The sequence below is a fragment of the Aquimarina sp. AU58 genome (assembly GCF_900312745.1).
In the GTDB taxonomy this organism is placed as follows: domain Bacteria; phylum Bacteroidota; class Bacteroidia; order Flavobacteriales; family Flavobacteriaceae; genus Aquimarina; species Aquimarina spinulae.
Genome location: NZ_OMPD01000014.1, coordinates 1,114,694 through 1,132,794, shown reverse-complemented (window position 1 = coordinate 1,132,794; position 18,101 = coordinate 1,114,694). Strand labels below are relative to the sequence as shown.

Annotated in this window: 14 protein-coding genes and 1 tRNA gene; 5 read left to right on the top strand and 10 right to left on the bottom strand. The window is 32.9% G+C overall.

Going from position 1 to position 18,101, the window contains the following annotated elements; translation table 11 throughout:
* The first annotated feature begins 23 nt into the window (after positions 1–23).
* Together DK441_RS16255 and nagB are read left to right on the top strand one after the other, a co-directional pair.
* Positions 24–896: a sugar phosphate nucleotidyltransferase gene (locus tag DK441_RS16255; RefSeq protein ID WP_109851635.1), complete on the top strand. Its 873-nt coding sequence runs from the start codon at positions 24–26 to the stop codon at positions 894–896.
* Between the two features lie 180 nt (positions 897–1,076).
* Positions 1,077–3,017, top strand: coding sequence for a glucosamine-6-phosphate deaminase (gene nagB, locus DK441_RS16250; protein WP_109851634.1), 1,941 nt, complete (start codon positions 1,077–1,079; stop codon positions 3,015–3,017).
* Between the two features lie 52 nt (positions 3,018–3,069).
* Here nagB and DK441_RS16245 read toward each other — a convergent pair whose 3' ends face one another.
* Positions 3,070–3,765 (bottom strand): LytTR family DNA-binding domain-containing protein, encoded by a 696-nt coding sequence (locus DK441_RS16245; RefSeq protein WP_109851633.1) that lies wholly within the window; start codon positions 3,763–3,765, stop codon positions 3,070–3,072.
* Between the two features lie 2 nt (positions 3,766–3,767).
* Positions 3,768–4,832 carry a sensor histidine kinase gene (locus DK441_RS16240; RefSeq protein ID WP_109851632.1) on the bottom strand — a complete coding sequence of 355 codons (1,065 nt, stop codon included), beginning with the start codon at positions 4,830–4,832 and terminating at the stop codon, positions 3,768–3,770.
* A gap of 198 nt (positions 4,833–5,030) precedes the next feature.
* Between DK441_RS16240 and DK441_RS16235 the strand changes: the two genes are divergently transcribed.
* The 3 genes from DK441_RS16235 to DK441_RS16225 all read left to right on the top strand — a co-directional run bounded on the left by DK441_RS16235 (position 5,031) and on the right by DK441_RS16225 (position 9,198).
* On the top strand, positions 5,031–5,900 hold the full coding sequence (locus tag DK441_RS16235; RefSeq protein ID WP_109851631.1) for a hypothetical protein: 870 nt from the start codon (positions 5,031–5,033) through the stop codon (positions 5,898–5,900).
* On the top strand, positions 5,890–8,070 hold the full coding sequence (locus DK441_RS16230; protein ID WP_109851630.1) for a carbohydrate binding family 9 domain-containing protein: 2,181 nt from the start codon (positions 5,890–5,892) through the stop codon (positions 8,068–8,070). The genes DK441_RS16235 and DK441_RS16230 overlap by 11 nt, the downstream gene beginning before the upstream one ends.
* A 93-nt stretch (positions 8,071–8,163) precedes the next feature.
* Positions 8,164–9,198, top strand: coding sequence for a DUF4405 domain-containing protein (locus DK441_RS16225; protein WP_109851629.1), 1,035 nt, complete (start codon positions 8,164–8,166; stop codon positions 9,196–9,198).
* 350 nt (positions 9,199–9,548) lie between these two features.
* Here the strand turns inward: DK441_RS16225 and DK441_RS16220 are convergent.
* The 8 genes from DK441_RS16220 to DK441_RS16185 all read right to left on the bottom strand — a co-directional run bounded on the left by DK441_RS16220 (position 9,549) and on the right by DK441_RS16185 (position 18,081).
* A tRNA-Arg gene (locus DK441_RS16220) sits at positions 9,549–9,622 on the bottom strand.
* Positions 9,623–9,634: 12 nt separating this feature from the next.
* A complete protein-coding gene (locus DK441_RS16215; RefSeq protein ID WP_074408460.1) occupies positions 9,635–10,084 on the bottom strand; it encodes a GatB/YqeY domain-containing protein in 450 nt (149 codons plus the stop codon).
* A 187-nt stretch (positions 10,085–10,271) separates the two neighbouring features.
* The gene (gene ftsZ, locus DK441_RS16210; protein ID WP_109851628.1) at positions 10,272–12,248 is read right to left on the bottom strand and encodes a cell division protein FtsZ; all 1,977 of its coding nucleotides are present in this window, start codon (positions 12,246–12,248) and stop codon (positions 10,272–10,274) included.
* Between the two features lie 80 nt (positions 12,249–12,328).
* Positions 12,329–13,687 (bottom strand): cell division protein FtsA, encoded by a 1,359-nt coding sequence (ftsA, locus tag DK441_RS16205; RefSeq protein ID WP_109851627.1) that lies wholly within the window; start codon positions 13,685–13,687, stop codon positions 12,329–12,331.
* Positions 13,688–13,694: 7 nt separating this feature from the next.
* Positions 13,695–14,414 carry a cell division protein FtsQ/DivIB gene (locus DK441_RS16200; RefSeq protein WP_109851626.1) on the bottom strand — a complete coding sequence of 240 codons (720 nt, stop codon included), beginning with the start codon at positions 14,412–14,414 and terminating at the stop codon, positions 13,695–13,697.
* Positions 14,411–15,757: a UDP-N-acetylmuramate--L-alanine ligase gene (gene murC, locus DK441_RS16195; protein ID WP_109851625.1), complete on the bottom strand. Its 1,347-nt coding sequence runs from the start codon at positions 15,755–15,757 to the stop codon at positions 14,411–14,413. Before murC ends, DK441_RS16200 begins: the two co-directional genes overlap by 4 nt.
* 30 nt (positions 15,758–15,787) lie before the next feature.
* Positions 15,788–16,879, bottom strand: coding sequence for an undecaprenyldiphospho-muramoylpentapeptide beta-N-acetylglucosaminyltransferase (gene murG, locus DK441_RS16190; RefSeq protein WP_109851624.1), 1,092 nt, complete (start codon positions 16,877–16,879; stop codon positions 15,788–15,790).
* Positions 16,876–18,081: an FtsW/RodA/SpoVE family cell cycle protein gene (locus tag DK441_RS16185; protein ID WP_109851623.1), complete on the bottom strand. Its 1,206-nt coding sequence runs from the start codon at positions 18,079–18,081 to the stop codon at positions 16,876–16,878. Before DK441_RS16185 ends, murG begins: the two co-directional genes overlap by 4 nt.
* Positions 18,082–18,101: the final 20 nt, after the last annotated feature.

Genomic DNA, 18,101 nt, shown 5'->3' with positions numbered 1-18,101 from the left:
AATAAACAAAAATAAATTATCCCATGCATAGAAACTTAATAATTTTGGCTGGAGGCACCTCATCCAGAATGAAGAAACAAACTTCATTTAAGGGTTTAAGCGATGAAGAAATTAAACAAGCAAATAAAAGAAGTAAAGGCCTTATTGGTGTTGGTCCAAATGGACGCCCTCTTATGGATTATCTGTTATATAATGTAAAACTTGCAGGCTATAAAAAGGTTTATATCATCATAAGTGAAAAAGGTGAATTATTCAAAAAATTTTATGGCAATAGTGATAGGGATAATGATTTTCATGGACTTGACATCTCTTTTGCTATTCAATATATTCCTGCAGGAAGGGCAAAGCCATTTGGAACAGCAGATGCATTATTTCAGGCAGTTGAGCAATATCCCGAATTAAACGAAAACTATTATACCGTTTGCAACAGTGATAATTTGTATTCTTCAGAAGTATTATTCGCCCTAAGAGCTACATCTAGTAAAAATGCGTTTATTAGTTACGATAGAGATACAATGGAGTTTTCCTCGGAACGAATTTCACGTTTCGCACTTGCAAAATTAGATGAGGCAAACCATTTGTTAGATATTGTTGAGAAGCCTACTCAAAAAGAGATTAATAAGTATAAAGACAAAGAAGGTAAATTACGAGTTAGTATGAACGCTTTCAAATTTAATGGTAGTACTATCTATCCCTATTTAAAAAACTGTCCCGTTCACCCCGAAAGAAATGAAAAAGAATTACCAACAGTGCTTTTAAATATGTTAAAAGAGTATCCAAATGAAACTATAGGAATACCTTTTTCTGAACATGTACCAGATTTAACGGCTAAAGAAGATATCGTTGCAGTAAAAAAATACTTAAACAAATATTATTCTAAATTAAGCTGGGATTAAAATTAGCTATTAGGGTGTGTATTGATATATAGCATCATGTTCGCCACAGGATACTAAATATATGGATACATAACATATGCCTTGCTACTAACCATATTGACTATTGTTTCTGGATATTTACTTCTAAAAATATGGAGTAGAATTAAAACTAATGTATTATAAAATGTAATTAAAATAAAGATGAAGATTAATTATAAACCAGCAGGTCAATTTGAGGAAACAAGGTTTGAAAAAATACATAATGTGATTTTTAAGAATTCTAATGAAGCTTCTATAGTAGTGGCTACAGAAATAGCGAATCTTATAAAAGAAAAATCTCAAAAAAATGAACAATGCGTTTTAGGATTAGCTACAGGTTCTTCTCCGATTAAAGTATATGAAGAATTGGTAAGAATGCATCATAAAGAAGGTTTAAGTTTTAAAAATGTGATGACCTTCAATTTAGATGAGTATTATCCAATGGATATAGAAAATATACAAAGTTATTACTACTTCATGTATGAACATCTCTTTGATCATATTGATATACCTCCTGAAAACGTTCATATTCCTGATGGAAAAATAAATAGTGATGGTATCTATCAGTATTGTATAGATTATGAAATGAAAATTAAAGAAGCAGGAGGTTTAGATTTTCAATTATTAGGTATAGGAAGAACAGGTCATATAGGTTTCAATGAGCCAGGATCACATTATAACTCGGGTACAAGAATGATTACATTAGATCATATTACCCGAGTAGATGCTACTCCTTCTTTTTTAGGTATAGAAAATGTCCCCAGAAAAGCTATAACTATGGGAATTGCTACAGTAAGAGCAGCAAAACGTATTGTATTGTTAGGATGGGGACAACACAAAGCATCAATTATCAAAGAAACAATAGAAGGAAATATTTCTTCCCAAGTACCCGCAACATATCTTCAAGAGCATCAAAACACAACTTTTGTATTGGACACCGAGGCAGGATCAAAATTAACCAGAAATAAAACACCTTGGTTGGTCAGTTCATTAATCTGGACAGATGCATTAAAGAATAAAGCAATTATCTGGCTATGCGAAGTTACTCAAAAAAGTATTTTAAGTCTAACAGATAAGGATTACAACGATAATGGTATGTCTGGATTATTAGTACAAGAAGGTTCTGCTTATGATTTAAATATTAAAATGTTCAATAAATTACAACATACTATCACGGGATGGCCCGGTGGTAAACCTAACGCCGATGATACGAATAGGCCAGAAAGAGCCAATCCAACCAAAAAGAGAGTAATTATTTTTAGTCCACATCCCGATGATGATGTGATTTCTATGGGAGGTACTTTTGATAGGTTGGTTGAGCAAGGTCATGATGTTCATGTGGCTTACCAAACATCTGGTAATATAGCCGTATCAAATCAAGAAGCTTTAAAGTTTGCTGAGGTAGGTCAAAAATTAAATTCAGATTCAACTGTAGCCCAAAACATTATTAATACGTTGTTTAATACAAAGGAATATGCTTCAGATACCATAGAGATAAGACAGTTAAAAGGACTAATTAGAAGAAGTGAATCATTTGCAGCAACACGTTATTTAGGATTAAACGATAGTAATGTTCATTTTTTAGATTTACCATTTTATGAAACAGGTAAAATAAAAAAAGACAAGCTATCAGAAGTAGACATTGCTATCATGTGTAAATTAATAGAAGAAATACAACCTCATCAGATTTATGCAGCGGGTGACCTGGCAGATCCTCATGGGACTCACAAAGTATGCTTAGATGCTTTATTTAAGGCTTTAGAAGAGTTAAAGACAAAGCCTTATATGAAAGATTGTTGGGTTTGGTTATATCGAGGCGCATGGCACGAATGGGATATTCATGAAATTGAAATGGCTGTACCTATGAGTCCGGATCAAGTACTAAAAAAACGACACGCTATTTTTTGCCATCAATCACAAAAAGATGGAGTCATGTTTCAGGGAGAAGATTCAAGAGAATTCTGGATGCGGGTCGAAGAACGAAATAGAGATACTGCACAAAAATACAATGCTTTGGGATTAGCAGATTATGCTGCTATGGAAGCTTTTGTAAAATATGATAGTCGCCAAAAGAATCAAAAAAAGGAAGCTAGTTCTATTTAAAAACAGGATTAACAAGTGTTACCCATTATTCCCTTCTTTTTTGATGATATCATTATTTTATTTGGGTTAAAATATTTTTATACATCTCTCCAATAGGAATTTCAATAGTACCAATTTCAATATCGTGTTTTGTATAGGCCGTTATTTTATCTTTATTGATAATAAATGAACGATGAACACGAAGAAAACGAGCATCCAACACTTCTTGAAATGAAGAAATACTAAATTTAACAAGGAGTGATTTATTTTCAGTTCTAATTTTAATATAGTTTTTTACACTTTCTACAAATAGAATATCATCAAACTGTACTTTGACCTGCTTTCTGTCTGCTGTTACAAAAATATAGTTCTTGCTCTGTAATGTTTCTGAAGAAGTTTGTATTTCAGTTTTGTGGTTTTGTGAGGCTAAAAACTTTTCTATTGCTTTAAAAAACCTACTGAATGTTATTGGTTTTACTAAATAATCAATAGCATTTAATTCAAATCCTTCAACAGCATATTCTCGGTAGGCAGTGGTAAAAATTACTTTAGGTTTTTGAAAGAGGTTTTTATAAAAATCTGTTCCCAATAAAACAGGCATTTCAACATCCAAAAAAAGTAAATCTATATGTTCAGAATTTAATATATTAATTGCCTCAATGGCACTTTTACAAGAAAAAACAACTTCAAAATTATCAATTTTTGCAATATGATTTTCGATGAGTTGTCTTGCTAATTTTTCGTCATCAATTATCAAACACCTGTACATTTTTAATGTTTTTTGAGTTTTAAATTTACTGAAAAACTTTTCGACGTTTCTTCAATTTTTAAATCGTAAGCATCAGGATATAATAAATTAAGTTGTTGTTCTACATTGGTTAAGCCTATCGATTTTTTTTGAATTAATTTTTCTACTGTTGACAAAGGTTTAGTATTAAAAATATTGAAAATTATGTGCTCTTTTTCAGAAGATAAATCAATTTTTACAGCTGCCATTTTTAGTTCCTGACTTACACCGTGTTTAAAAGAATTTTCTATAAATGTTAATAGTAATAAAGGTGCTATTTTAATATTTTCGATTATTGAGTTATTAAACGACACCAAAACTCTATCTTCATAACGCACTTGTTCTAAAGCTAAATAATTTTCAATAAGTTCAATTTCTTTTTGAATAGGTACAAATTTTTTATCACTACCGTATAGCATATAATCTAATATATCAGAAAGTTTTTCAATGATTTCTGGTGCTTTATCAGATTTTTCTACAGACAACACATACAGATTATTTAACGTATTGAATAAGAAATGAGGATTTAACTGGTGTTTTAACACTTTTAATTCCACTGCATTTTTCTGTTCTCTAATTTTCGAAAGCTTGTACTGGTTTTCATAAAACGTTAACCCAACCAAAAAAAATAATGGCTGTAAATAAAACAGTGGTAAGTGAAAGAAAATAGTTTTTAAATCGAAGATCCGTTCCCAAAACGTAAGATATCCGTTTTTATCTAAAAACACTTTATAGCAATCAGGGTATGCTTTTTCAAGAAAAGACATTCTTATAGAAACATATAAAAAATTAATGAAGAAAAATAACACGATAATTGAAGCGATAAGTTTAACAATACTCTTGTTTTTTTGATAATTCGATACAATAAAATATAATACTGTATACGCAATCATAATCTGAAAAACCACGTGAAAAAAATAGGTTACTATAATTTCTTCTGTAGTATTAAACCGCTCTCTTGCAGATGTTGTGTAGAACAAGAAAACAACAATCCAAAATAGAGTGTGTTTATAAACAGGTAGGTTAAATATTTTAAAAAAACGCTTCATTTTCAACTCATAAAAATACAACAAAGCTGCCTATATATAATAATTTGTGTACGAACAAGTAAAATAAGAATACAAACAAGCCTATACGAGTTACAAATATGTTTTGAGGTTTATGTACACTAAAACTCATGCCTTGTCCTCTTTTTAAAATCACAGCTCAATTGGACTGTAGTTTTGATCTACAAAATAAATACAATTATGAGAGCTATTTTAGTTTTAGTAGTAATTACTGCTTTTTCGGTACAATTATGTACTTCACAAAAATCAAGTTTTACAAAGTCATTAAAGAATCCAAAACTGATAAAACTGTGGGAAACCGATACCGTTTTAAATGATTTAGAATCTGCTATTTATGACAAAAGGAATACTATACTTTATGTTACAAGCATTAATGGACATTGGATGAAACCTAACGGAAAAGGGTTTATAAGTAAAGTTGATATAAACGGAAAAATCAAAAACCATAAATGGATTGATAACATCGAAGGACCAACAGGAACAGCTATTTATAAGGGTAAGTTATTTGTTGCTGATTTTGATACTGTTTTAGAGATCGATATCAATACATCAAAAATAATTAAGAGACATAAAATTGAAGGTACAGAACGTATCAATGATTTAACATCAAGCGAAGATGGAGCTATCTATGGAAGTGGAACAAAAAGCGGAAAATTATTCGTCCTAAAAGATGGAATAGTAACCATTTTAAAGAATGATTTAGAATGGCCAAACGGAGTGTTATATGAAAAAGGAAATATCCTCATTGGCCTGGGAGACAAGACAATTAAGAGTTATAACTTAAAAACCAAAACCTCAAAAACAGTAGCAAAAGACATATCAAACCCTGATGGAATTATAGCCATTGGTAATGATGATTATTTAATTTCGAGTTGGGAAGGAATAATACATTATGTAACTAAAAATGGTGATAAAACCATCCTTTTAGATACTACAAAAGAAAAAGTTAATTCTGCCGACATTGCCTACATCCCCGAATTAAAAATGGTATTAGTACCTGCTATGTTACAACATAAATTAACCGCTTATCGACTTATAGATGAAAACTAAACTATTCATTTTTTTAGCGGTCATCGGTTTCTATTTCTGTGGATATTCTCAAAATAAAACAATTCCTTTTTCTGTAGAATCTGTAAAAATTGACGGAAAATTGAATGAACCTATTTGGCAAAATATTCAAATGTTTACAGATTTTAATAATTATTACCCCAACGATGAAGGTAAAGCACTAAACAAAACAGAAGTGAGGGTATTTCATGATGGTAAAAATCTCTATATAGGTGTTGCATATTACGATACGACATTACAAAGTAAAATTAGCACATTAAAGCGTGATAATCACGGAGATGCTGTTGTAAGTAGTGATGCTTTTGGAATTGTACTTGATCCATTCAATAAAGAAAATAACGGCTATTATTTTACACTGAACGCAGCAAATACACAAGTAGATGCGCTGGTAGACTTTAACGGAACAGGCTACAATTTTAATGAAAGCTGGAATGCCATTTGGTATTCGCAAACTTCGGTTGAAGGAACTAAAAAAGTATATGAAATAGAAATTCCGTTTAAAGCATTAAATTTTGATATAAATAACAATACTTGGGGAATTCAATTCTTCTATAGAGATTTTAAAACAAATTTATGGATGACATATACCGATATGCCACGTAACTTTTTTCAGTTTGATTTACGTTTTACAGAAGATGTGATTATTGAAAATTTACCCAAAACCAATACTTCAAAATTTATGTTAGTCCCTTCGGTAGCGTATAATTACGAAAAAGATGTTGCTAATAATACAGATGAATCTACCTTTAAACCAAGCATAGATGCACAGTATAATATCACGTCTTCATTACGATTAGATACGACTATTAATCCTGATTTTTCGCAAGTAGATGTTGACCAACAAGTAGTTAATTTAACCCGTTTTGCAGTTAATTTTCCAGAACGAAGAAATTTCTTTTTAGAAAACAGTGATCTGTTTAATAATTTAGGAGCCTTTGGTGTCAATCCATTTTACTCTCGAATAATCGGCGGAACGACCGATATGCAATTTGGATTAAAGCTTTCGGGAAATGTTTCGCCTAATACACGTATCGGAATTTTAAATGCTCAAACCGAAAAAGCTGATGGAAACGACGCACAAAATTATGCTGTTGTGGTGGGTCGACAAAAATTATCAAGAGCATTTACAACCACAGCATATTGGGTAAACAGACAGCAAACCGACAGATTTGATTTTAAAAACGATTACAATCGTGTTTTTGGCTTGAACTTAAATTACAAATCAAAAAACAATTTATGGTCAGCACAGACGAACTACGGAAAAAGCTTTAGCAATAATATCAATTCAAACAATAACTTTTTCAATATCGAAGGGCAATACAACACACGAAAAACTTATGTTAAAGGTGCATTTAAAACGGTAGACAAAAACTTTATAGCCGATGTTGGTTTTACACCAAGACTTTATAATTATGATGCCATAAACAACCTGGTCATTCGAGATTCGTATTTAGATTCTTATTTCGTTTTTCAAAAAAATTATTATCCAATAAAATCTAATTCTATAGATCGTTTTCGTTATTTGTCGGTAGTAAATGATACATTTTGGAATAGCAAAGGCACACTTACCGAGATGGCTACAGTATTGGGTAATTCTGTCTGGTTTAAGAAGAATTTGTCATCTTTATTTTTTAATTTGACACATAATTACTTCAATCTTCAATACGGATTTGATATTTTAAATAGTGGTAATCCTATTCAACCAGGCATTTACAATACAATCGATGCTAAAATTGGATACGATAACCGTTCAGGTAACAAAAATTTCTATTATGCAACTGAAGTTTTTCATGGCGGATATTTTAATGGAAAAAGAAGTGGTTTTGAAACTGTTTTAGGGTATCGCCTTTTACCTTTTGCACAATTAAACATTAATTATTCATTGAATCATATCGATCTTGAAAATCTAGGAAAAGACACATTTCATTTAGCACGTTTTACAGGCGAAGTATTTTTTAGTAATCGTTTGAATTGGACAACTTATGTGCAGTATAATACTCAACAAAATAACTTCAATATTAACAGTCGTTTGCAATGGGAATATAAACCATTATCCTATATCTATTTTGTCGTTACCGATAACTTCAATAAACATATCTCAAGAACTAATTGGGGTGTGGCATTTAAAGCCAATTACCGTTTTGATTTTTAAATTATGAAAGAGTCATAATAATTTGATTAATACCAACCGATATGATCAATAACAAGTTCTATCTGGCATATAAAGAACAATAAAAAAGAACAGATGAAATTTAGAAAATTAGTAAGTATAAGCATTGCACTAATATTTTTAATAGTAAGCATAACAGGAGTTTTAATGTATATAAAACCTTATTACAAAATTACGGCATCAATACATACAGTCTTTGGTTTTCTATTTTCAATTTTGGTAGTTTTTCATATCATCAACAATATAAAGCCATTAAAAATGTATAGTATAAATTCAAAGAATAACTTTTTGAATGTTCGTTTTATCACATTACTTTTTATTGCAGGAATTTTATTCACAGGATTATTATTTAATATTTCTGGATTTAACAAAATTTACGATTTCGGAAATGAATATCGTAATAGCCTACAAGGAAAAGAAACATTAGAAGACGGAACACAAAGTATTATCATAAAAAAGGAAATTAACGAAGTTGCGGTAGAGATAGATGTAAAAATAGGGGACGCATTTCGTTATGCAATGATGGTAATTTGGGTAGAAGATATAGACGGAAATTATATTGAAAGTTTATTTGTGCCCAAATCTATTGCAACAAGCAAGTATGTAAATGGTAAACCAGACAAAAACGGAATTTGGAAACCCGCTATTGTTCGTCGTCCAGAATCGCTACCATATTGGTCGCACAAAAGAGGCATTAGAGCTTCTGACGGATTATTTATTCCTTTAGGAAAAGCTTACGATATCGATGCAGTTTCTGGTGCAACTCCAACCTATGATTTCATCATTAATTCTAAAGCGAAACTCGGAAAATTGAAAAAATTTAGAGTTTTAATGGAGGTCAATCAATCATTTAACTGGAACAAGTATTATAGTAAAGACCGTTTTCCAAATGATAGTATTTATAGTGGTTCGGGTAGAGTTGGTCAACCTGCTATTGTTTATGCAGTTGATGTAGATTTAGATAAATTTGGGCTGTCTAAGAACTTTTTATTCGAGCCAATTGGGCATAGTCATCATTCAGGAAAAACAGATGAGTTGTTTACTGATATGTCTAACATCACAACAGCATTAGATATTATTGATAGAGGTATTGTAAAAATTGTTAAATAATAAAATTGAAGATATGCTAACTTATCTCGATTCTACTTTAAATTCTCTTGAACCTGAAAAAAGAAGTTTTTTCCTACAAATCTAACATAGGAAAGATTAAACTTTTTCATGCTGATTATCAAAACTTTAAAATCTTGTCGATTTGTTACAAAAATTAATAATCCCTTGTGAAAACTAGTTTTCACAAGGGATTATTAATTAGTAGTGACTCTGTAGGGATTAACTAGTGTTGATCCCTACAACGCTCCGCGTTGAAAATCACAAAAAGAATCACTTCACAATTTTCAAAAAAAGAAGCGAGCTTCATTTTTGAAACTCGCTTCATGATTCACTTTTTTGTGATTCATTCGTGACCCCGGAGGGATTCAAACCCCCAACCCTCAGAGCCGAAATCTGATGCGCTATTCAGTTGCGCCACGAGGCCATTTTTCCTATATTAAGATAATTTACTTTTTACTATTGTAGAAATTGTTTTCCCATCTGCTTTCCCTGTTAATGCAGCATTTGCCATCCCCATTACTTTACCCATATCTTTCATCCCCTCTGCGCCAGTTTTAGCAATAATATCTATTACTATTTTTTCGATCTCTGCTTCGTCTAATTGTTCTGGTAAAAACTGTTCAATCACTTTTGCTTGTGCCAGTTCGGGCGTTGCCAGATCATCTCTCCCTTGTTCTATAAAAATCGCAGCACTATCTTTACGTTGCTTAACTTGTTTTTGCAATAATTTTAATTCCTGATCTTCGGTAAGTTCTTCTTTTGCCCCACTTTCTGTCTGGGCTAATAGAATAGCTGATTTTACAGCACGCAATGATGTTAATGCATTAGTATCTTTAGCTTTCATAGCTTCTTTCATCGCAGTCATTACTTTTTGCTCTAAACTCATGATAATCGATTTTTATCTTTGGATTGCGAAGATAAAAAATAAACCGATAATCTAAGAGTAGATTATCGGTTTAGTTTAAGTATTATGTTTATTTTTTAGATTCTGGCTAAGTCTATACTAAACATAGACGAAGTCCCAGAATTACATATTTATACTTTACAATATTAGTATTCTAATTATTATGCAATTAGTCTACATTATCATGCAAAAAAGAATTGTTTTTGCGCAATTGTATATCATCATTACTATCGGTTCCTAAAGAAGTTCTTGATAGTCCAGAATCATCTGGTTTAGTATCGACATCGATTCCTGCTCTTTTATAAGCTGGTTCTTTTTCGATATCATCGATGTTAGAAGAGTTATTTCTAAACTTATAATTAAATTCTTTCATCTTAGCTCTACGTTCTGCTGCTCTGGCTTTTAGGGTTTCAGAAATAGGCTGATTAACTGGATCTGCATCTTCTACTTTTTCTTCTTCTGGAGTTGGAGCGATCGTTTTCTTTTCTAATATAACCTCTTCATCTTCTTCTTCCATAACTTCTGCTGGTTGCGCTTCAGTTAATCGCTTTTCTTCTTCCATATAATCCTCTAAGCTATACTTACGCACTCCCTCAGATGTGGTTTCTCCAACAGGAACCACTTCTATTGCATCATTTACTTCTAAATCGAGAATATCATCACTTAGATCAAAAACAATAGGTTGTTCTTCATCTTCTACTTTTGGCTCATCGATAGAAGCCGTTGGTGCCTTCGTAGATTCTTCTTTGTTTCCTCCTACAGGCATATCAAAAGCTAATGCAAACTGATCTTCTTTTTCTGTTTCGGCATTAACTTCTTTTTCATCATTAACTTCTATTTGTTTAATGATATCTTGTGCATTAATAATCACAAAATCATTATCCGAAGAAAAAGAATCTACCACTTCGTAGGATACATCAATATCTTTTAGCAGATCTGTTGTAGGGATCAACAAGGAATCCTCATCTACTTCTTCATCTTCAATTAGTTCATGCTTTATAATTGGTGGTTCTTCTACTTCTTTTTTCTTTGGTAAAGGAGAACGCATGGGAGTAACATTACCAGTAGACTTAGGAGATAAATCTTGTATTGCAGAACGTTGTTCGTCCTCTAGAGTATGAATTATTTTCTTAGTTTCAGTATTAACAATCTCGTCTTGTTGTTCTACATCAAATCCAGTAGCAATAACAGTTACAGAGATTGCTTCTTCTAGAGATTCATCTTCACCAACTCCCATAATGATATTAGCACCATGACCAGCTTCCTGTTGTATATGATCATTAATTTCACCAATCTCATCAATAGTAATCTCTTCTTTACCAGATACGATTAACAGGAGTACATTTTTAGCACCGGTAATTTTATTATCATTAAGCAAAGGAGAATCTAATGCTTTAACAATAGCATCATGAGCACGTTTATTTCCAGAGGCATTAGCAGACCCCATAATAGCTGTACCACTATTGCTTAGTACTGTTTTTGCATCTCGTAAATCTATATTTTGTGTATAGTGATGTGTAATTACTTCTGCTATACCTCGAGATGCGGTGGCAAGAACTTCATCTGCCTTAGAGAACCCGGCTTTAAATCCTAAATTACCATAAACCTCTCTTAGTTTATTATTATTAATAACAACCAAAGAATCTACATGAGCACGAAGTTTCTCTACTCCTAATTGCGCTTGTTCATTACGCATACGACCTTCGAACTGAAAAGGAATTGTTACAATCCCAACAGTTAAGATATCCAATTCCTTTGCCATTTTGGCAATGATCGGAGCAGCTCCTGTACCGGTTCCTCCACCCATACCTGCTGTGATAAAGATCATTTTGGTATTGGTATCCAACATTGTTTTTATCTCCTCATAGCTTTCTACGGCAGATTGCTCACCTACTTCTGGGTTTGCTCCTGCACCTAGTCCTTCGGTTAGTGAAACCCCTAACTGTATTTTATTAGGTATCGGGCTATTTTCTAATGCTTGTGCATCTGTATTACAAATGACAAAATCAACTCCTTTAATTCCTTGCTGGAACATGTGATTAATGGCATTACTACCTCCTCCTCCTACTCCAATAACTTTAATTACATTAGATTGATTTTTTGGTAAATCAAACGAAATGTTTTCGAACTCCTCATTTTTACTCATAATTGCTAATTTTCTGGTTCTCCTACTGTATTTTATATATTTTCACTGTTCAAAAAAATGAACATTACTTAATCTTCTAACTATTCTGCATTATCTAAGAATTCCTTGAATTTCTCTGTCCATTTCTCCAAAATATTCTTCCTCGGTTTTAGATCAACTCTTGGATCTTCTTCTTCAATAGTGATATCATCATCTATAGCTGCTGTTTCAGGTTGTCGTTTTGATTGAACGCTTGCAACAGGTTCTTTTTTACTGATTTTCTTTTGTTTCTTAATATGTATTAATCCATCCATTACTAATCCTACTGCTGTTGCATACATAGGACTTGTAGTTTCTGAATCGCTATTTCCTGCCAGGTGTTCATTAGGATATCCAATTCGTGTATCCATACCTGTAATATATTCGACAAGTTGCTTAAGGTGATTAAGCTGTGATCCTCCTCCTGTTAATACTATTCCTGCAATTAATTTCTTTTTAGGAGATTCATGTCCATAATTTTTGATTTCTAAAAAAACCTGCTCTACAATTTCGACCACTCGTGCATGAATGATTTTAGAGAGGTTTTTTAAAGTAATTTCTTTAGGCTCTCTTCCTCTTAGTCCGGGAATTGAAACAATTTCATTATCCTTATTTTCCCCTGGCCAGGCAGATCCAAATTTTATTTTTAGTAATTCTGCTTGTTTTTCGATGATTGAGCATCCTTCTTTAATATCTTCGGTAATTACATTACCTCCAAAAGGAATTACCGCTGTATGACGAATAATTCCATCTTTAAAAATGGCTAAATCTGTGGTACCTCCCCCTATATCAATTAATGCAACTCCTGCTTCTTTTTCTTCCTGGCTTAGCACTGCATTAGCAGATGCCAATGGTTCTAAAGTCACATCTGATAATTCTAATCCCGCGCTTTTTACACATCGTCCTATATTACGAATAGAAGTCACTTGCCCGACTACTACATGAAAATTAGCTTCTAATCTTCCTCCATACATCCCCACCGGTTCTTTTATTTCGGCTTGCCCGTCTACTTTATATTCCTGAGGTAATACATGTAAAATCTCTTCGCCAGGTAACATCACTAATTTATGTACCTGATTACATAATTTGTCTATATCATCTTCATCTATTACAGCATCTGCATTAGGCCTGGTGATATAATCACTATGTTGTAAACTACGAATATGCTGACCTGCAATCCCAACCGTTACATCATTAATTTTTAATCCCGAAACACTTTCTGCTTCCTGAATTGCTTGCTGTATTGATTGAATTGTTTGCGTTATGTTATTAACTACACCACGGTGTACTCCCAAACTTTTGGATTTGCCAATTCCCAATACCTCCATCTTTCCGTACTCATTATATTTTCCTACCATGGCAACAATCTTAGTTGTTCCTATGTCTAGTCCTACCGCTATTTCATTTACTTCTCTTTCCATATTGGTATTATTTTATTGTACACACCACTTGATTACTAAATTGCAAACTGACTTTTTTATATTTTTCAAGACTTTTATCTCTTAGTGCTTTTTGATAAAATGCTTTAAAGTTCCTTATCTTATTATCTAAATTTTCTATTTTCCCAAAAACTAATTTAAACGAGTACACTCGCAACTCTAGTTCATAATTTCCTTCGACATTAAGGTAAACCCCTACAACATGTTTTTTTAAAAATTCATCTTCCTGAATTTTTTTTAATAAAGGGAAAACCTGAATAACTTCTCGCTCTGATACATTATGTACTATTGGCACATGAGCCGAATAACTATCAGATAAAGGCATCGTATTTCCTGTAACATCAACATAAAAAGGAGTAACCGCATTAACCCTAGCAATTGGGGTGCGTTGCTTGATTCTTGCCCTAAGTTCTCCATTTACAGTAAGATACACATCAGAATGTTCAATCATTTTATGTGCATCGAGCTTTTGTTCTACAATATTCAAAACTAAAATTTCTTTACCCACGTTCGTAACTTTGTCCTGATTTTGTATTAACAATTTATTAACCGTTACTTCATCTACATAAGGATCTTGCTCTTCAACAAATTCTATGAGCACTTCATTAATCCTTCGTTGCTCATTACGTTTACTGGCAAAAGCAAAAAGAACCACCATTAAAATGAGCAGACTGCTAAATTTTAAATATGTCAAAATCCTTCTTTTCATACTAACAAAGCTTCCTTTATACGATATACTTCTTCTCCAATATCTCCTGCCCCAATAGTTAACACTACCTCGGCATTACTACCTACTATTGCTTCAATCAAATTATTTTTTTGTATTAGTTTTTTATCTTTTGCATCTATCATACTTAATAACCAATCCGAGGTTACGCCCTCGATAGGCAATTCTCTTGCCGGATAGATATCCAAAAGCAGTAATTGATCAAACTGACTGAGACTCTGCGCAAAATCTGCTGCAAAATCTCTAGTTCTACTATATAAATGCGGCTGAAAAATAGCGAGTATCTTTTTACCAGGATGCATCTCTCTCACCGCCTGATGCAACGCATTAATTTCTGTGGGGTGATGTGCATAATCATCTACATACACAAGATCATTCGTTTTAATCTGGTAGGTAAATCTTCTTTGCACGCCTTTAAAAGAAAATAAAGCCTTTGCCAAAGGTCCGGTCGGGGAGCCGTAAAGCATCGCTATAGCAAAGGCTGTAATAGCATTTAACAAGTTGTGTCTACCTGGCAGGTTTAAATGCAAATCTTTAATATACTTATGTGGTGTTTTTAAATCAAAAATATAGGTTCCATTATCTATTTTTATATTTTGAGCACAGTAATCTGAGTCATCTTCGATTCCAAAAGTGATACCCGAAAGAGGCAATCCATTACGTACCAAAAGGTGGTCTTTTGCTTTAGAAGAAAATTCAACAAACGACTCTTCTAATGTATTAGCCTTTTCATAAATATCCAGGTGATCTGCATCCATCGAAGTAATTCCTGCTATATCCGGATATAATTGTAAAAACGATCTATCAAATTCGTCTGCCTCTACTACCACTACTTCATTTCCTTCTAATACAAGATTAGAATTATAATTTTCACTTATCCCTCCCAAAAAAGCAGTCACTTTTGCTCCGCTTTCTTTAAGTAAATGCGCTAGAATAGCTGTTGTTGTCGTCTTTCCGTGTGTTCCCGCCACTGCAAGCGTATACGTATCTTTTGTTATAATTCCTAAAACTTCTGCTCTCTTCTTGATCAAAAATCCATTGCTCTGTACATACACATATTCTTTATGATCTTTTGGGATAGCAGGAGTATACACAATTAACGTATTCTCAGTATTCAAAAATGGCTTAGGGATATGATCAATGTTATCTTCAAAATGAATCGGAATTTCTAATGCTATTAGATCAGAAGTAATCTGACTAGGAGTCTTATCATATCCTGCTACATTTTTACCTAGAAATTTAAAATATCGGGCAAGAGCACTCATACCGATACCACCGATACCGATAAAATATATATTTTGTATGTTCTCTAAACCTTTATTCATTATATGCTTCTAATTTCTTACTGTTTTATTTTACATTAATTTTTCAATCTCATCTACTATATCCGAAGTAGCATTAGGCAAGGCTAATTCTTTTATTCCTTCAGAAAGTTTGGCTTGTACATTTTCTGAATCTAGTAATTCCGAAATCGTATACTCAAACTTATTATCGAGTTCGCTCTCCTTTAACATTACAGCTCCATTTTTATCGACAATCGCCTTAGCATTTTTGGTTTGATGATCTTCGGCTACATTTGGCGAAGGGATAAATAATGTTGGCTTAGCAACAATACATAATTCTGAAACCGAACTTGCACCAGCTCTTGATATAATAACATCTGCAGCTGCATATGCCAAATCCATAGTCTCTAAAAACTCATGTACTTGCACATCCTTTTGATCTGTATATTGCTTATAATCTGAATAGTACAGTTTACCACATTGCCAAAGTAACTGAACCTCTTTTCCTGCAAAAAAATCAAGTTCTTTTTCGACTAATTGATTAATTCTTCTAGCTCCTAAGCTTCCTCCAATCACCAAAATTGTTTTCTTTTCTGGGTCAAGGGTATATTTTTCAATTGCCTGGTCTCTCTTTTCGTTGGTATTTAGCAAATCCTGACGAACAGGATTACCCGTTTTTATGATTTTATTCTTCGGAAAAAACTTTTCCATATTATCATAAGCAACACAAATCTTACTGGCTCTTTTTGACAACCATTTATTGGTAATTCCCGGAAACGAATTTTGTTCCTGAAGCACGGTTGGAATCTTTCTTGAATTTGCCATTTTTAATAATGGCCCACTTGCAAATCCCCCGGTTCCTATAACTACATCTGGATTATATTTTTTTATAATTTTTCTGGATTTCCACAGACTACTTAATAGTTTTATCGGAAACAACAAATTACTCAACGTTAGCTTTCTTTGAATACCACTAATCCACAATCCCTTAATTTCATATCCTGCTTGCGGTACTTTTTGCATCTCCATACGATCCTTTGCTCCTACAAACAAAATAGAAGTATCTGGGTATCTGTCACGTATTTCATTAGCAATAGCTATTGCAGGATAGATATGTCCTCCTGTACCTCCTCCAGATAATATGATTCTTAGCTTTTTGCTCATAAAACTTCACTCAAAACCTCTAAAGGGTCTTCTTCTTTTTCTTTTATTCGTTCTTCTTCTATACTAGTTTCTCTTTTACTACTTACACTTAATACAATACCAATTGCCAGGCAGGTCATCCAAATTGATGTTCCTCCGCTACTAATAAGCGGAAGTGTTTGTCCTGTTACCGGAAACAACTCTACAGCAACCGCCATATTTATGAACGCCTGAAAAACAATAGGCAAACCAACACCCATCACTAATAGCTTACCAAAAATATCTGCGCTTTTGTGGGCAACAATCACCAACCTCAATAATAACAATATGTATAATAACATTAGAAAAACTCCTCCAACAAAACCCCATTCTTCAATAATAATTGCATAAATAAAATCTGATGATGACTGCGGCAAAAAGTTTCTCTGTACACTTTTACCAGGCCCTGTACCAATAACTCCTCCTCTGGCAATTGCAATTTTTGCACGTTCTATCTGATAATCTTCCTGAGTGTCCTTTTTATCTGTAAAATTTTCTATTCTACTTACCCAAGTATCTACCCTATTTGGAAAAACTCCCGGAAATGCCTTTGCAAACAAAATGAAAAAAGTAAGTATCAAAAGCCCGGATCCTAAGATCACCGAAATATATTTTAGCGGATATCCTCCTAGAAATACCAAAACAATTACCATTGAAAATATGATTGCTGCAGTAGAAAAATTGGCAGGCAAAATCAACATTAGTACCAAAAACACGGGTAACCACAATGGTAGTAATGTTTCCTTAAAAGTAACAGCTTTATCTTTAATTTTTGAAAGATATCTAGCTACATAAGCCATTAAAACTACTGCTGCCAAAGTAGAAGGCTGAAAACCTACACCTACAAATGGTAAACGAATCCATCTACTTGCGTTTGTCCCTCCGCCTGTTGTATTCTGCGCCAATGTGATTAACAACAGTACTATCACCATTGGTATCATGATAATAGAAAGTCCTTTAAAATAATGATGAGGTATTTTATGTACACCATACATGATCAAAAACCCTAAAACCAAATGTGCAAAGTGTTTAACCAAAAAACTAAAAGTATCTCCATCGCCTCCATACAAATATGCCAAATTACTACTAGCACTATATACAGGTAGGAACGAAAACAGTGCCAACAAAGCTGCTACCGCCCAGATTGCCTTATCCCCTTTTATATTTGCTAATACTTTGGTCATTCTACTATTATTTTTCTGTT

Coding starts and splice junctions, on each gene's coding strand:
- DK441_RS16255 (WP_109851635.1), top strand. CDS start 24: ATGCATAGAAACTTAATAATTTTGGCTGGAGGCACCTCATCCAGAATG.
- nagB (WP_109851634.1), top strand. CDS start 1,077: ATGAAGATTAATTATAAACCAGCAGGTCAATTTGAGGAAACAAGGTTT.
- DK441_RS16245 (WP_109851633.1), bottom strand. CDS start 3,765: ATGTACAGGTGTTTGATAATTGATGACGAAAAATTAGCAAGACAACTC.
- DK441_RS16240 (WP_109851632.1), bottom strand. CDS start 4,832: ATGAAGCGTTTTTTTAAAATATTTAACCTACCTGTTTATAAACACACT.
- DK441_RS16235 (WP_109851631.1), top strand. CDS start 5,031: ATGAGAGCTATTTTAGTTTTAGTAGTAATTACTGCTTTTTCGGTACAA.
- DK441_RS16230 (WP_109851630.1), top strand. CDS start 5,890: ATGAAAACTAAACTATTCATTTTTTTAGCGGTCATCGGTTTCTATTTC.
- DK441_RS16225 (WP_109851629.1), top strand. CDS start 8,164: ATGAAATTTAGAAAATTAGTAAGTATAAGCATTGCACTAATATTTTTA.
- DK441_RS16215 (WP_074408460.1), bottom strand. CDS start 10,084: ATGAGTTTAGAGCAAAAAGTAATGACTGCGATGAAAGAAGCTATGAAA.
- ftsZ (WP_109851628.1), bottom strand. CDS start 12,248: ATGAGTAAAAATGAGGAGTTCGAAAACATTTCGTTTGATTTACCAAAA.
- ftsA (WP_109851627.1), bottom strand. CDS start 13,687: ATGGAAAGAGAAGTAAATGAAATAGCGGTAGGACTAGACATAGGAACA.
- DK441_RS16200 (WP_109851626.1), bottom strand. CDS start 14,414: ATGAAAAGAAGGATTTTGACATATTTAAAATTTAGCAGTCTGCTCATT.
- murC (WP_109851625.1), bottom strand. CDS start 15,757: ATGAATAAAGGTTTAGAGAACATACAAAATATATATTTTATCGGTATC.
- murG (WP_109851624.1), bottom strand. CDS start 16,879: ATGAGCAAAAAGCTAAGAATCATATTATCTGGAGGAGGTACAGGAGGA.
- DK441_RS16185 (WP_109851623.1), bottom strand. CDS start 18,081: ATGACCAAAGTATTAGCAAATATAAAAGGGGATAAGGCAATCTGGGCG.